Below are 14,166 nucleotides of genomic sequence, written 5' to 3' on the forward strand. Positions count from 1 at the left end.
GTCGAGAGGGTACCGGCGCTGGCCCTCCTTCCTCTACCTGGCGGTCCAAAGTGCTGCGGTTATTCTATGAATCCAAGAACATGAGCAGGTAACGCAGGCCCCATCAATCTCGAGTTCACTTCTACTAACCTTGGTCCTTGTTCAGTTAATATGACCTCACTATGGGCGGCACCAAAACATATGCCTAAAGCATCCAGACAATCAAAAATATAGGATACTAATAAAGAGCGTCCTTCTGATAGATCTTGGCACAGACACATTGAGCTTGATATCGGAGTATTCCCCCAGTAAGTTACATCTTTGTAATGGAGATCCGTCAATAAGTGGACTCCATTTATAGTTACTGTGTTGATAACATACATTGGCCCCTTTAGGAAATCTTGCACTAATAATTTCTCATTAACTCTACCAAGGCGATTTTTTATACCCAGTATATTACGAGCAGAAACGGTTAGCTGTTCAAAATTTGAAACCCTGTTGACCGACTCGCTAGCAGAGCTGTTAACGGGTTTTACGATCATTTCATGATCAATATTGATATTTTTAAGTTCATTCAGGCTAGATACCGTAAAACTTCTGGCGATTGGTATTTGTGCTTTATTAAGAGCATGTAGCATCAGGTCTTTGTTTTGCCTAGCTTCTTGCAATCTTGGCTCATTATGAGGTAGGCCAAGCTCTTGACTAATTCTATCAGTAGCACCAATAGCCTCTTCGCAACCAGGTAAGAGGCAATAAGGATTATACTTCTTGATTTTCTCTAATGCCTCTTCTTCTGTTCGCGATGATATTTCTGTGTGAATTTTAAATAATGATGCTTTATCACTGCCAATATAAGATATTATTAGATCTATGCCATTATCTATTAGCTCTTGGCATAGATCTAGGCCACTGCTTCTTGGGTTTATTACTACGATACGCATCATTATACTCCTAAAGAGATTTTGAGATTATATTTGCTTGGCGACTGAGAGCCTCAAGTGAATTTGTAAGGTAATAGAAGTTTGCTGTGGGTTGACCAATTAAATATATATCTGGATTGCTTTTAAGGCTTCCTGTCGAAGGGTCTATGGATAGGCTATTGAAGTACATCGAGTGTTCTCCCTTGCAAGGTGAAAATCTCTCCAAGATTTTTTTGTTGCTTGGTATGAAGCCATATGATTCATATTCTGGGGAAGCTGCGTTATATACTTTATCTGCAAACGATATGCCTTTGTTATGACGAATATCAAATTCATCATAACGGTTTTTATTGATTGACTGGGTGCCGCTCAAAATTACTAGCTGTCCTTTTTGAATGGCTTTTTTTAATGTATTAGCGGTCTCGATAGGCATCGGGTTCATAAATGAACGAAATCTTCTTTCCCATTTATCAAGAAAGAGGGCGGCTTGCCTATTAGACATTTTTTGCCAAATCTTTTCGATGTTGGGATGTAATATTTTTAATATTGTTTCGAGAGTGTTCTCTCCGCTGTTGGCTAATAGCAGAGAGTGTGAGAGTCGTTCCTCAGGCGTTAGCCTAGATAAAAAGTGTTGCTTAAAATGTTCTAATTCAATATGCTCTTTTTTGGCTATTTTATAGATTTCTTTATACACTTGACGAGCTATGTTGATGCTGTCACTTATTTCTCCTGTTAGTATTTCCATGTTTGTGTGAGTCAAGTGATATTCTGCGAGCGCATTTCTAACTCGCGGAAGGTTTCCATATCGTGTGGCCATAAAAATCCGTCCTTTATGCCCACCTTCTAAAAGGCTCTTGGCTATATCCACCGCGGTTAGACCGCTTCCGATTATAGCTACCCTATCCTTATCTAGTATTCGGTATAGGCTTTCGGATAGTGGGTAGACGCTAGCTATGTAGCCTTGGTTATTGGCGAGATTGTAAAAGTCTTTTGGCTTGCTTGTTCCAAACCCCAAAATTAATTTGTTGACGGTTTTTTGTGAGCTGTCTTGCCTGTTTACGATGTACTTCCCTTTACATTCATCTATTGAGGTGGCGGGTTTGTTAAATATTTTTACTTCCACTCCTTTTGACTTTATTTCGGACATGGTTTCAAGGAAGGTATAGGCAATATACCGGCCAAATATTTTTCGGGGTGAGTATTCATGTTTTTTTACTTGGATTGTGTTTGAAAGTAAAGGGTGGCGTTGGCACCACTTTATATACTCGCTTTCTTGGTTTTTAAGACTCAGTGAGGAGTTTGGTAGATTCATTAAAGCTTTGTGTATGTCATTCTGATAGGCTCTTCCTGGACCTATTTTAGGTCTTGCGGCATAAATAGTGATGCTGCTTATGTTGCTGCAAGTGGTATTCTTTAGTATTGAGTTTAATACTATAACTACAGATGCGCCGTCACCTATGATTCCTAATTCCATTCCAGCTTCACCTTTTGGCTTAGGTTTAAGTTAAGCTTTTATGCCAACTTTGGCTGCTATGACTATTAGTTGTAAGCTGATGGCTATAATCATGATCGCTGAAGCAGCTATAGGGAGAGTAGTCGGACCTAACAAGTCGTTACCAAGCAATACTCCACCTAGCATGGCCCCAATAGCGCTACCTAAATAGTTGGCTGAACTATTCAGAGCAACTGCTATGCTGCCATGTTCTGGTTGAAGGTCGAGAAGAACGTGTTGTTGAGGTGCCAGAGAGGACCAACCCATTGCGCCCCACAATAGAAATGGAATGAACGACAAAAGTGCAGGGCCCGAATCTGTTAGCGGTAGGCATAATAAGGCTATGGCTAGAATGGTTAGAATTATCAACAGCACTGAACCTGGACGGTTGGTTCGGTCAATAATATGACCGACGGAAAAAGCTGCTGTTACACCACCAGCTCCCCAGACCCATAGATAAATTGTAGGATCGGAGGCTAGGCCTAGCCCTTTCAGCAGGGGGGCTATGTATGTATACAAGCCCAAGCTGGCTATGGCCGTGAATAGCGTAACGGTGACAACGATAGCGACGCGTGGATGTATGAGCATATTGACTCGCGCGCGCAGAGATGGTGGCGGGGGCACTTGGATCGTAGGGAGCTTGGCGAGTATGCCAATCGCTGTTATCGAGCCCATCAGGGCGACTAGCAAAAGAGTGCTCTGCCAGCCGAAGGCGTTCGCGATCTGAATTCCGATGGGAACACCAACTACCGTGCCAGTGCCCATACCTCCAAGGATGATGCCGAGCGCACGTCCTTTGCGCTCCTTAGTAACTAGGTTGCTGGCTACGGCAGCGGCGACAGGTGCAAAAACCCCAGCGCCGGCACCGGCAATACAGCGCGAAATGAGCAAGAGTGTAAAATTACCAACAACCACTGATAGTAAGTTGCCTAGCACGAACAGTGACATAGCCAATACTAGTATCCGACGAATCGGCTGGCCGGCTAATGCTGTCGCCAGGGCGGGAGCGGCTACGGCATAACATAGAGTAAAGGCAGTAACCACTTGAGCAGCTGCGCCTTCGGTGATGTCGAAAGAAGTAGCTATGTCTGGCAAGAGACCTGCTAATACATATGCATCAAGACCCAGTGCAAACATGGCACAAGATAGCAAAAGAAGATTAAACATATATACTCCTTGCTTAAGTTTAACCCAGGATCTCATCCGTCAGCGTGGCTGGGTCGGCAGGGCGTCGGCTGCCACGAATACGATAGGGTCCTACTGCTTTTGCATTTAGCTCCACCAAGTTTAGGAGTTTCTGCAGGCGCAAGGAATTATCGAGATCACAGAAGGGTGTGTCGGGCTGTATCCTGCCTTCGGTATAGTCAACTGCTGCTCGGGAAAGTTGAGTCAACTTGGCAATAGTCAACGCGCCCATTCCAGCCGTCCCATTATCGGTAACTAGCTCACGTAAGGGAGTTTTATCTGGACGGTCAGGGTCCCAAATTGTCAAAAGATCTGAATCCCATGTGGGTGTGTCATATACAGCGTGGGCATAAACGCTAAAACCATCTGGTTTGGTGAAAATGAAATCGACTGTGCGCTGACGTTCGATATTTACGAAACTGCTGTATCCAGTCACTATCGCCTTATTGAGCCGTGCGCCGACATACAAGCTATCCAGTATCGATGATCCAGATACAGAAAAATCGGAATAGGTACCTATCGCACTATGATATTCGAGCGGTGCCGTGTCCCCTATGACATGTTCGATAAGATCTAGAGGATGGACAATTTCGCTGACCGCTCCGCTGGTACGGCGGTGGTCGTTAATGCGGTCTTTCCCCCAAATGAAGTGAGCCCGTGACAGCATCAGCCCATGTTGACGAACATAATCTTTTAAAGTACTAGTGACAGCGGAATAGCGCTCTACCATATCCATTGCGAAGCCTGCTGTGTTCTGCATACAAGACTCGACAAGAGGCAAGTTGTCACAGCGATTCACCAAAGGCTTTTCACAAATAATAAAGCCACGATAGCCATTGAGTTTTTGGAGGATGTTAAAGTGTTCGCCATCAGTCACGGCAACTACCACGATGTCAGGCATGAACTGGCTCAATGCTGACGCAATATCTGTATAGCTTGGTATGCCCACCTCTATTGGAGAGCGGTTGATATAGGCAAGATTAATCATAGACTGAGAATTACGGGCGCGTTCACGGTTGATTTCGTAGAAAGCGCTCAGGAAACGCTTTCCGGCATAGCCGAGCCCCACGATCAATATTCTCATATCGCATTCCTATTGCGTGGGTGATAATAAAGAAGGTCCTCACCTGATGGTTCAAATCCCATAGAGGTGTATAGGCGTAGAGCCCCGGGGGTGGTTTCCAATGTGACTTCCCTGACTCCTTGAGCTGTGAACCATTCCAGCAAAGATTGGATCAGCGCCCGCCCAAGGCCTAACTCACGCCACTCGGAATCTACGACCACTGTCTGGATCCAGCCAACTAGACCATTGGGGCAATGAATCCCCGGTACTCTTTTATTCACTAGACCAATGGCACAGCCGGTTGCTTTTTGTGTGGTGGACTGACGCGCCACAGCAATATGGATAGGCTCATCGTCGACTAGTTGTTTCTCCAACCAGGTGCGATAAGCATTCTGCCAGCATTGCTCCTCGGCTAGGTCTTGAGCAGCGTAATGTGCGTCACCGCCAGATAGAAGAAGGGAGCGCAGCGTGATCAGCTGAGGAATATCCCAGGTTTGGGCAGTATCGATGATGATGTCTGACATTGAGTTGACTCCTGCCATTATTTCAGCGTTATAGTTGCCTCTTCCCCCCGACGTGATGAGAGAAAAGGAATATCCAGTTTCTTGAAAGTATTCTGCAAGGCCACAACCAGCTCTTGGATGTGAATATCGGTATGGCAGGGAGTTATGTTGAGTCTGAATCGCTCAGTACCTTGAGCTACGGTAGGGGAGTTGATTGGCTGAATGTAAATGCCATAGGTGTCGGCCAAATGCTTAGCAGCCTGTGTGCACTTCACGGCATCCCCAATAGGCACAGGTAGGATGTGCGTCTCGGAGCAGCTCATGACCGGAATACAGGCCTCTTGTAACTTCTGGCGAAGTAAGCCGCTCTTGGTTAGTAGGGTATGGCGTTCAGTATCTGAAACTTTGAGATGCTCGATGCTGGCTTGGCAAGCCGCTACAACAGCAGGCGGCAACGCGGTCGTGAAGATGAAGCCCGTGCAAAATGACCTGATTGCATCTATCAGTGGGGCTGATCCTGTGATGTAGCCGCCGATGACACCTACCGCTTTGGCCATGGTTCCTTGGATGATATCGATTCGACTTGCGATACCGAGCTCAGCAGCAATACCTGCCCCACGCGGGCCATACATGCCTACAGCGTGAACTTCGTCGAGATAAGTCAGAGCATTGTGGCGTTCAGCTAGTGCGACTATTTCGGATAAGGGAGCGATATCGCCATCCATGGAGTAGACGGATTCAAAGACGATAATTTTCGGGGCACCTACCGGAGCAGCTTCAAGCTTTTTGGCCAGGTCGCTGACATCGTTATGTGTAAAGATATGCCGAGTGGCTGAAGTGCTGCGGATACCATTGATGATAGAGGCATGGTTATTGGCATCAGAGAAAACCTGGCAATTATCGAGCATGCGAATCAGGCACTGCAGAGTTGCATCGTTGGACGAAAACCCAGTGCGGACTCCTTGCCGTGCCAGTTTGCCAGCGAGAGCTCTAGGTCCGTGAAGAAGGAGTGCGAACCACCTATGTTGCGTGAGCCGCCCGCCCCTGCACCGTGAGATCGGGTAGCGCGGATCATTGCGTCAAGCACTACTGGATGCTGGGACATATTGAGGTAGTCATTACTGCACCAGATTATCCCCCCATTTTGCGGATCACCGTCCATGAGACAGTGGGGGTATTCTCCGCAGATACGGTCGATGCGGCGGAATACTCGGTACTCACCTGATGCCTTCAGCGCGCTGACTCTTGCTTCGAACAGATCGTCGTAACGCATGGTTGCTCCAGGAGATTCATATTTAACAAGAACCGGCCTGCATCGCCTGAGACGATGCACTGCCTTGCTACGAAGTCATTATCATTGAGTGCTCTCTGGAGGGTACAGATACAAAAATATTTAATTTATGGGGTACAAGTTGTAGATTATAGAATCTGTGCCCCACTTTTCATTGAGGTGTGTAATGCAGACCCCGATTTATCAGGGCTTGGCCGATTCGGTCGAGGAAATGATTCGGCGTGGCGTGTACGTGACGGGGAATCGCATGCCGTCGATCCGGGCCTTTAGTCAGCAGCGCGGTGTTAGCGTGTCTACGAGCGTACGGACTTTCCACGAACTCGAGCGTCGCGGCGTGGTCAGGGCGGCGCCGCGATCGGGATATTTTGCAGTTGTGCCCGATGAGGCTGCTGAATTGCCAGCGATGGGTTGTACCAGCCATCAGCCCTTGCCTGCTAACAGTGGCTCTGGCGTCTTAAAGCTGCTCGAAGCTGCACACAATCCGGGTGTAGTGGATTTCGCTATAGCCCGTCCGGCCATGGACCTAGTTCCTAGCCGGGAGCTACAGCGAGCCAGTCGTCAGGTCTGGAGCGTGGATCGGCAACGATCAGTGACGCCAGCTTTTCCGCCGGGGATTGAGGAACTTCGTGTATTGGTCGCGAAACAGCTTGCGCAGGCTGGTTGCCTAATATCTCCTGACGAACTGATCATTACTCAGGGCTGCCAAGCGGCTATCGCTCTAGCACTACGTCTACTGACCGAGCCGGGCGATGTTGTCGCCGTCGAGGCTCCAACCCATTACGGTATTTTAGAACTCCTGGAACAGCTTGGGTTGCAGGCCCTACCGATACCCACTGATCCGGCTTATGGCATTTCGATGAACGCTTTGGAACTCGCTTGTCAGCAGTGGCCAGTAAAAGCCTTCATCGTGGTTCCTAATTTCAGCAATCCGTTGGGCTATTGCATGTATGACGCGTGCAAGCAACGCATTGTCGATGTAGCAAAGCGTTATAACGTGGCTGTTATTGAGGATGATGTGTTGGGCGAGCTGCGTGAAAATAGTCAACGTCCTAGCCCCATCAAACGTTGGGACGAGGAAGGCCATGTGTATTACTGTGGCTCTATCACCAAAACCTTCGGTTCAAGCTTTAGGGTCGGTTGGTTGACAGTACCTCAACTCCAGATGCAAAGAGCCCGCGAAATTCAATACGCCTACACTGTGACAGTCGACATGCATGCTCAGTTGGTCGTGGCGAAATTGCTGGAGACTGCAAGCATTGGCCGCCTCCTCAACCATGCCTCGGTGACATACAACCGGCGAACGGCTCTCCTGGCACGCCGAGTGGAAGATAGCTTTCCTACAGGCACCCGTATCAGTCGACCACGAGGTGGCTATCTGTTATGGATTGAGTTGCCAGATGCTATCGATACATCTGCTGTACTGGATGAAGCGCTGCAGGAAGGGGTTTCGTTTGCGCCTGGCAAATTATTCTCGATCGACCGTCAGTTCGAGCATTGCTTACGCCTCAATGCTTGTGAATTCGGCACGCGCACTTCGGAAAAAGCGCTGATCAGTCTAGCTAAAATAATCAACTGAATTGGTAGCTAAGCCTGGTCAGATGCGAGCATCGATGGCACGGCAAACGGAAGGGGCCTAGTCGGCGTTGATGCCCGCATGGACAGGCTTGAAGCATCTACCCTCGGCCTTTTCTTTCTGCTCGCATCGGGTGCACGGTATCATGCACTCCAGCCAACGCCTGCCTTCCGGGGCTGGCGTTTCACTGCCTTCCGGGGATCTCCTTGCCATGACACGCGTCGCCATCTTCGTAGATACCCAGAACGTCTACTACACCGTGCGTGAAGCCTACGGCAAACACTTCGATTACCGCCGGTTCTGGGCGAGGGTCACGGCGAACCGGGAGGTGCTGGCCGCCCGCTGCTATGCCACCGACAAGGGCGACGCGAAGCAGCGCGAATTCCAGAATATTCTCCGCTCGATCGGCTTCGAGGTCAGGCTCAAGCCGTTCATCCAGCGCGCGGATGGTTCCGCCAAGGGCGATTGGGACGTGGGCATCACGCTGGATGCCATCGAGTACGCGGCACAGGCGGATGTGGTGGTGCTGGTCTCCGGCGATGGCGACTTCGACCTGCTGGCGGAGAAAATCCGCGAAGTGCATGGCAAGCGCGTCGAGGTCTACGGCGTGCCCAAGCTCACCGCCAATTCCCTTATCAACGCCGCGAGCCAGTTCATCCCCATCGAGGGCGAGCTGCTGCTGGGGTGAGGCGCTGATGCTGAGTGACACATCTGTGAGCAATTGGTAATCCTGCTGACAGGCGAGGATGAAACATGAAAGATCGAATCGCAAAGTCGACCCCGCTTACGTATTGCGCGCGCCATATGACCGCTGAGCAAAAGCAGGCGATTCGCAGTAAGGTCATCGACAAAGCCATTGCTCGCCAGAAGCGTGTCCTTGAGCAGGCGAAGGAGCAGCACTGACGAGCGAGGCGCTAGTCTCACCGTTAGATGAATACCATAGGAACTCGCCCGCTGGCGGGTTCTTTTTTTTGGTGTGCCAGGCGTGGCGCGCAGCGCCCGACTGGCACTGTTTGGTGCCTTGGGATGACTTTGGGGTGAAAGTCACATGCACGCCAGCAAGGGAAAGTGCTAGCCGACGGCAGGGCTCCCACGAAGGAGAATCTGAAGACAGCTCGAGGCAAAGCCGTACGGGCGACGGTCCCTCAGGTCGAGATAGGTCATGGCTGCTTGCCAGCCGCCGAATAGGCTGGCGTGTGCTTTAAGTGGTAAGACCAGTTGTTGGGTACGAAAGTTTAATTGTTGACCACGCGGAACCGCCATAGGCTTTCTTGCAAGAGGGATTGATGGCGCTTCCCTGCCAATATCGAGTTTTGAAGCTTCGCTGATGCTTCAGTTTGAGCAACGTAGGCGTGTCATTGGTGCCAAGAGGTAAGACCAGAGGAGGATGCATGGCTGAGGAGACGGCCCGAGGGAAGGGTGAGGAACTGCGCGGAGCCGAGAAGGTGTTCGGCTATTTCCGCGATCAGGTCCTTTCGGGGGCGCTGAATCCCGGGGATCGCCTGCCCAGCGAGCGCGAATTGTCACTGACCCTGGGAGTGGGGCGGCCGTTGCTGCGCGAGGTCATGCGTTCGCTCAACATGCTGGGCGTACTCGATATCCGTCATGGCAAGGGGGCTTTCATCGCCCGCGCCAACTTCGGGATGCTGTCGGATTTCTTCACCTTTTATCTGGCCCAGGAGCAGAGCGCTCTCGATGACGTCATGCAGGCCCGTATCGCCATCGAGTGTCAGGCCATCCGCCTCGCCTGTGAGAGAGCCACGGACGCCGACATCTCCCGCATCGAGACGTGCTTCACGCAGCTGACGGAGACCGTGGACGATCCGGAGCTGGGTGGTCGCTCGGATTATGAGTTCCACATCGCCATCGTGGAGGCGAGTCACAGCCAGACTCTGATCACCCTCTACCACGCCATCTCCAACATGCTGCTGAAAAGTCACGTCGAGCGGCGAAGAACAACGGCGAACGCACCCGAGATCATCGAGAGCCATATCGACTCCCATCGCCAGGTGTTTTTGGCAATCGTCGAGGGCGATGGCGACCTGGCCCACCAGAGGCTCCGCGAACACTTCGCGATAGGCGACGAGCTGCGCCGGCGAAGCATCATTGCTGCCCATACCAAGGGCAGCGCCAGCACGTACTCAACCGACAAATATAAGTGAGGCACGCATGTTCACGAGAATCGGCATGGGAGTGGCCACGGCGGCATTGGCGCTGGGCCTGACCACTATGGCATCCGCTGAAACCCTGCGCTACGCCCACGTAGGGGCGGAAGGCGACCTTCAAACCCGCTACGCGGCCGAAGCCGCCAAAGAGATCAACGAGGCGACCGACGGCAACATCTCGGTTCAGGTCTTTCCCGCCAGCCAGTTAGGTGGTGTGGCTGAAATGGTGGATGGGGTACGCATGGGGTCCATCGGCATGGGCCATCATGACTTTGCCTCGCTGGCTCGGATCGTGCCGGAGGCGGCTGTTTTCAATGCCCCCTACGTCTATCGCGATGCCGAACATGCCCTGAATGCGACAGCGCCGGAGTCGCCGGCAGTACAGAAGATCAATCAGCAGCTGATCGAAGAGGGTGGCGTTCGCATCATCGGCAGGATCTACCGGGGCAAGCGCCATATCTCTTCCAACTTCGCGGTCAAGTCGCCGGAAGATCTCGACAACAAGCCCTTCCGGGCCGTGCCGCTGGATCTCTGGGTCTCCATGGTCAAGGGCTTTGGCGCCACGCCGACGCCCGTCGCGGTCTCAGAGCTGCCCACGGCACTGATGACCGGGCTGGTGGTCGGCCAGGAAAATCCTCTGACCATGATCAACGCCAACCAGCTGTACGAAGTCCAGTCGCATGTCTCGCTCACCGGCCACATGGATTCCGTGCTGGCGGTATTCGTGAACGAGCAGGCGTGGCAGTCGCTGGATGAGTCTGATCGCAGCGATATCAAGAAGGTGCTCGACGAGAAGGCAGCGCAGTCGCTTCAGTGGGCGCAAAACTCGGAAGACGAGCTGGTGCAGACATTGACGGACAAGGGCATGACGGTGCTGGACGAGGACGACGGGCTGGACGTGGAAGCCTTCCGCGATCAGGTGCGGGCCCAGGTCGACCAGGACTTTCCGAACTTCAAACCCTACATCGACATGATTTCGAAGGTCGAGTGAGCTAGCGCCAGGAGCCCCGGAATGGGGCTCCTTGGCGAATGGTTCGTCAGTAAAGGAGTGTCGGCATGCATCTAGTCAGGCGGCTGCTTGAAGGGTTGTGCGCCTTGCTGCTGGCGGGGATCGTGCTAGTCCCGCTGGCGCAAGTCATCCTGCGGCAAGTCTTCACCAGCCCGATGGTCGGGGCGGAGGAGTTCACCCGATTCTTGCTGGTCTGTCTGGTCTTCATGGCTTACCCGTTGGTGGTCGACAACGGCGAGAACATCGTCATGGCCGAGCTTCGCGAGTCGTTGCCGGCATGGCTGCGCGGGCCCGTGAAGGTGGTGATTCTATTGTGCACGATCGCGGCCAGCGTCTTTATCGCCTATGCCACGGTCATCACCATGCAAGCGAACCTCGGCAATACCACGCCGACCCTCAAGATTCCGTTCTGGCTGTTTTTGGGATCGACATTGCTCGGGTTCAGTGCCGCATGCCTGTTGCATATCGTCCATGGCACCAAGCCACCCGCCGCTGACGTCGGACCCAACCAATAAGGGGTAATCATGGGCATTGCCTTGATCATCGGCTTCCTGGCCCTGTTCATTCTGGGGTTCCCGGTCGTTTATTCCATTCTGATTCCCTCCATTGGCTATGTCCTGATCGAGGGCTTTCCCAGTGGTTTGCTGGCCCAGCGCATCACCTATGCACTCGACAGCTTCCCCCTGGTGGCCGTGCCGATCTTCATATTCGTGGGCAACATCATGAATCTGGCGGGCGTGACCGAGCGCATCTTTCGGTTCGCCGATACGCTGGTGGGCCGAGTGCCGGGCGGTCTGGCACAGGTCAATATCTTCTCCAGCCTGATCTTTTCGGGGATGTCCGGCGCGGCGTTGGCCGATGTCGGCGGGCTAGGCAAGATCGAAATCGAGGCCATGCGCAAACGTGGCTTTGCAGCGCCTTTTTCCGCTGCCGTCACGGCCTCTTCGGCGGTCGTGGGGCCGATCTTTCCGCCGAGCATTCCCTTGATCGTCTATGGCTCGGTGACCAGTGTCTCCATCGTGCAACTGTTGGTTGCAGGCATCGTTCCGGCACTGATCTGCATCGCCTTGCTGATGACGACAGCAGCCGTCCTGGCGCTACGTGGCAACATGCCCCGTGCGGCACGCCGGCCCACCCTGGGGGAAATCTTGTCGGCACTGCTGCCGGCGCTACCGGCGTTGCTGGCGCCGGTCCTGATGATCGCAGGGATGATGAGCGGCCTGTTCACCCCGACCGAAGCGGCGGCGGTCACGGCCGGTTATGTGCTGCTGGTCAGCGGGGTGGTATACCGGGAGCTGACCTGGGGGCACTTGTGGAACGCCATGATGGTCACGCTTCGCAGTACCAGTGCCATCTTGATCATCGTCGCCGCCGCCTCGTTGTTTGGGTGGATTCTGGCCGTCGAGCAGATTCCTCAGGAATTCGCCGGCTGGATCCTGCAGGTCTCGAAGGATCCGCTGGTACTGCTGCTGATCGCCAACCTGATCTTCTTTTCGGTTGGCATGTTCCTTGATTCCACCACTGCCACGCTGCTGGTGGTGCCGGTGATTGCACCGCCCATGGTGCTGGCCGGCGTCGACCCAGTGCACCTGGGCATCGTGGCGATCTTCAACCTGATGATCGGCCTGCTGACGCCGCCCATGGGACTGTCGTTGTACCTGATTTCGTCCATTGCCAGAATATCGCTGCGCCAATTGCTGTGGGCGCTGATTCCCTTTTATGTGCCGCTGCTGACGACGCTGGCTATTATCACGTTTGCCTCGGACCTGGTGCTCTGGTTGCCCGGCATGCTTCGCTAAACAAAAACCTGGAGTAGATATATGAAGATCGTCATAGGCTCGGATCATGCGGGCTACAGGCTCAAGGCCTCGGTGGTGGAATACGTGGAATCGCTCGGATATGAGGTGATCGACGTCGGGTCACACGATGACACCCCGGTGGATTTTCCCGATATTGCGAAGCAGATGGCCGGCAAGGTGACGAGTGGCGAGGCGGCCCGGGGATTGATGGTCTGCGGTACCGGCGTGGGCGCCTCCATTGCTGCCAACAAGATTCGCGGCATTCGCGCCGCGGTGTGCCATGACATCCATTCGGCGCACCAGTGCGTCGAGCACGATGACGTCAACGTGATGTGTATCGGCGCGCAGATCGTCGGCCCCTGGCTGGCCAACGACCTGATCAAGGCCTATCTCGAAGCCGAGTTTTCCACCAGCGAAGAGTTCCGCCGGCGCGTGGAAAAGCTGAATGCCATGGAAAACGAAGGCTAGAACCGCAATCGAGAAGTTACCCAGGCCGCTGAGCGCCGGTCAGCGCTGGCGGCCATGAAATCCAACCAACCATCCAGCCCCTGCCCTGAAGCCGAACGCGTCGGTTATCACGTATCATGCAGTCAAGCCAACGCTTGCCTTCCGGGGCTGGCGCCTCACTGCCTGCCGGGGATCTCCTTGCCATGACACGCGTCGCCATCTTCGTGGATACCCAGAACGTCTACTACACCGTGCGCGAAGCCTACGGCAAACACTTCGATTACCGCCGGTTCTGGGCGAGGGTCACGGCGAACCGGGAGGTACTGGCCGCGCGCTGTTATGCCACCGACAAGGGCGACGCGAAGCAACGCGAGTTCCAGAATATTCTCCGCTCGATCGGCTTCGAGGTCAGGCTCAAGCCGTTCATCCAGCGCGCGGATGGTTCCGCCAAGGGCGATTGGGACGTGGGCATCACGCTGGATGCCATCGAGTACGCGGCACAGGCGGATGTGGTGGTGCTGGTCTCCGGGGATGGCGACTTCGACCTGCTGGCGGAGAAGATCCGCGAGGTGCATGGCAAGCGCGTCGAGGTCTACGGCGTGCCCAAGCTCACCGCCAATTCCCTTATCAACGCCGCGAGCCAGTTCATCCCCATCGAGGGCGAGCTGCTGCTGGGGTGAGGCGCTGATGCTGAGTTGCCGGATTCGTCGGAGAGAGCGTGCTATGGTCGGTTAATCTTG

The 14,166-nt window shown here is 53.2% G+C and carries 16 protein-coding genes; 9 read left to right on the top strand and 7 right to left on the bottom strand.

The window, feature by feature from the left end; genetic code table 11:
- Positions 1-59: 59 nt before the first annotated feature.
- Genes LUN51_RS11660 through LUN51_RS17420 form a run of 7 tightly spaced genes read right to left on the bottom strand, consistent with a single transcriptional unit; the run spans position 60 to position 6,415 of the window.
- Positions 60-923, bottom strand: a complete 864-nt coding sequence (locus LUN51_RS11660) for an ATP-grasp domain-containing protein (RefSeq protein WP_277811395.1) — start codon at positions 921-923, stop codon at positions 60-62.
- A gap of 7 nt (positions 924-930) precedes the next feature.
- The gene (locus LUN51_RS11665; protein ID WP_277811396.1) at positions 931-2,373 is read right to left on the bottom strand and encodes an FAD/NAD(P)-binding protein; all 1,443 of its coding nucleotides are present in this window, start codon (positions 2,371-2,373) and stop codon (positions 931-933) included.
- Positions 2,374-2,403: 30 nt separating this feature from the next.
- Entirely contained in the window at positions 2,404-3,558 is a 1,155-nt protein-coding gene (locus LUN51_RS11670) for an MFS transporter (RefSeq protein ID WP_277811397.1), read from the bottom strand.
- Positions 3,559-3,577: 19 nt separating this feature from the next.
- The gene (locus LUN51_RS11675; protein WP_277811398.1) at positions 3,578-4,660 is read right to left on the bottom strand and encodes a Gfo/Idh/MocA family oxidoreductase; all 1,083 of its coding nucleotides are present in this window, start codon (positions 4,658-4,660) and stop codon (positions 3,578-3,580) included.
- Complete coding sequence (locus tag LUN51_RS11680) at positions 4,657-5,163, bottom strand: GNAT family N-acetyltransferase (RefSeq protein ID WP_277811399.1); 507 nt, start codon at positions 5,161-5,163, stop codon at positions 4,657-4,659. Before LUN51_RS11680 ends, LUN51_RS11675 begins: the two co-directional genes overlap by 4 nt.
- A 17-nt stretch (positions 5,164-5,180) precedes the next feature.
- Positions 5,181-6,050, bottom strand: a complete 870-nt coding sequence (hemA, locus tag LUN51_RS11685) for a 5-aminolevulinate synthase (protein WP_347276514.1) — start codon at positions 6,048-6,050, stop codon at positions 5,181-5,183.
- A gap of 5 nt (positions 6,051-6,055) precedes the next feature.
- A complete protein-coding gene (locus LUN51_RS17420) occupies positions 6,056-6,415 on the bottom strand; it encodes a hypothetical protein (RefSeq protein WP_347276515.1) in 360 nt (119 codons plus the stop codon).
- Positions 6,416-6,599: 184 nt separating this feature from the next.
- On the opposite strand from LUN51_RS17420, the gene LUN51_RS11690 reads away from it, so the two are divergent.
- The 9 genes from LUN51_RS11690 (at position 6,600) to LUN51_RS11730 (ending at position 14,106) form a co-directional block, all read left to right on the top strand.
- On the top strand, positions 6,600-8,009 hold the full coding sequence (locus tag LUN51_RS11690) for a PLP-dependent aminotransferase family protein (protein WP_277811400.1): 1,410 nt from the start codon (positions 6,600-6,602) through the stop codon (positions 8,007-8,009).
- A gap of 208 nt (positions 8,010-8,217) precedes the next feature.
- The gene (locus LUN51_RS11695; protein ID WP_035414661.1) at positions 8,218-8,694 is read left to right on the top strand and encodes an NYN domain-containing protein; all 477 of its coding nucleotides are present in this window, start codon (positions 8,218-8,220) and stop codon (positions 8,692-8,694) included.
- A gap of 65 nt (positions 8,695-8,759) precedes the next feature.
- Complete coding sequence (locus LUN51_RS11700; protein WP_277811401.1) at positions 8,760-8,909, top strand: hypothetical protein; 150 nt, start codon at positions 8,760-8,762, stop codon at positions 8,907-8,909.
- Between the two features lie 488 nt (positions 8,910-9,397).
- Complete coding sequence (locus LUN51_RS11705; protein WP_277811402.1) at positions 9,398-10,168, top strand: FadR/GntR family transcriptional regulator; 771 nt, start codon at positions 9,398-9,400, stop codon at positions 10,166-10,168.
- A 7-nt stretch (positions 10,169-10,175) separates the two neighbouring features.
- A complete protein-coding gene (locus LUN51_RS11710) occupies positions 10,176-11,162 on the top strand; it encodes a TRAP transporter substrate-binding protein (protein WP_277811403.1) in 987 nt (328 codons plus the stop codon).
- Positions 11,163-11,227: 65 nt separating this feature from the next.
- Positions 11,228-11,695 (top strand): TRAP transporter small permease, encoded by a 468-nt coding sequence (locus LUN51_RS11715; RefSeq protein WP_261505959.1) that lies wholly within the window; start codon positions 11,228-11,230, stop codon positions 11,693-11,695.
- 9 nt (positions 11,696-11,704) lie between these two features.
- The gene (locus LUN51_RS11720; RefSeq protein ID WP_277811404.1) at positions 11,705-12,979 is read left to right on the top strand and encodes a TRAP transporter large permease; all 1,275 of its coding nucleotides are present in this window, start codon (positions 11,705-11,707) and stop codon (positions 12,977-12,979) included.
- A 21-nt stretch (positions 12,980-13,000) separates the two neighbouring features.
- Positions 13,001-13,447, top strand: coding sequence for a ribose 5-phosphate isomerase B (gene rpiB, locus LUN51_RS11725; RefSeq protein WP_261505961.1), 447 nt, complete (start codon positions 13,001-13,003; stop codon positions 13,445-13,447).
- A gap of 182 nt (positions 13,448-13,629) precedes the next feature.
- Entirely contained in the window at positions 13,630-14,106 is a 477-nt protein-coding gene (locus LUN51_RS11730) for an NYN domain-containing protein (RefSeq protein ID WP_035414661.1), read from the top strand.
- The last annotated feature ends 60 nt before the right edge of the window (positions 14,107-14,166 follow it).

The sequence above is a fragment of the Chromohalobacter canadensis genome, assembly GCF_029544075.1.
Classification (GTDB): Bacteria; Pseudomonadota; Gammaproteobacteria; order Pseudomonadales; family Halomonadaceae; genus Chromohalobacter; species Chromohalobacter canadensis_A.

Coding starts and splice junctions, on each gene's coding strand:
- LUN51_RS11695 (WP_035414661.1), top strand. CDS start 8,218: ATGACACGCGTCGCCATCTTCGTAGATACCCAGAACGTCTACTACACC.
- LUN51_RS11675 (WP_277811398.1), bottom strand. CDS start 4,660: ATGAGAATATTGATCGTGGGGCTCGGCTATGCCGGAAAGCGTTTCCTG.
- LUN51_RS11670 (WP_277811397.1), bottom strand. CDS start 3,558: ATGTTTAATCTTCTTTTGCTATCTTGTGCCATGTTTGCACTGGGTCTT.
- LUN51_RS11700 (WP_277811401.1), top strand. CDS start 8,760: ATGAAAGATCGAATCGCAAAGTCGACCCCGCTTACGTATTGCGCGCGC.
- LUN51_RS11730 (WP_035414661.1), top strand. CDS start 13,630: ATGACACGCGTCGCCATCTTCGTGGATACCCAGAACGTCTACTACACC.
- LUN51_RS11690 (WP_277811400.1), top strand. CDS start 6,600: ATGCAGACCCCGATTTATCAGGGCTTGGCCGATTCGGTCGAGGAAATG.
- LUN51_RS11710 (WP_277811403.1), top strand. CDS start 10,176: ATGTTCACGAGAATCGGCATGGGAGTGGCCACGGCGGCATTGGCGCTG.
- LUN51_RS11720 (WP_277811404.1), top strand. CDS start 11,705: ATGGGCATTGCCTTGATCATCGGCTTCCTGGCCCTGTTCATTCTGGGG.
- LUN51_RS11680 (WP_277811399.1), bottom strand. CDS start 5,163: ATGTCAGACATCATCATCGATACTGCCCAAACCTGGGATATTCCTCAG.
- LUN51_RS11705 (WP_277811402.1), top strand. CDS start 9,398: ATGGCTGAGGAGACGGCCCGAGGGAAGGGTGAGGAACTGCGCGGAGCC.
- LUN51_RS11660 (WP_277811395.1), bottom strand. CDS start 923: ATGATGCGTATCGTAGTAATAAACCCAAGAAGCAGTGGCCTAGATCTA.
- rpiB (WP_261505961.1), top strand. CDS start 13,001: ATGAAGATCGTCATAGGCTCGGATCATGCGGGCTACAGGCTCAAGGCC.
- LUN51_RS11665 (WP_277811396.1), bottom strand. CDS start 2,373: ATGGAATTAGGAATCATAGGTGACGGCGCATCTGTAGTTATAGTATTA.
- LUN51_RS11715 (WP_261505959.1), top strand. CDS start 11,228: ATGCATCTAGTCAGGCGGCTGCTTGAAGGGTTGTGCGCCTTGCTGCTG.
- LUN51_RS17420 (WP_347276515.1), bottom strand. CDS start 6,415: ATGCGTTACGACGATCTGTTCGAAGCAAGAGTCAGCGCGCTGAAGGCA.
- hemA (WP_347276514.1), bottom strand. CDS start 6,050: ATGCTCGATAATTGCCAGGTTTTCTCTGATGCCAATAACCATGCCTCT.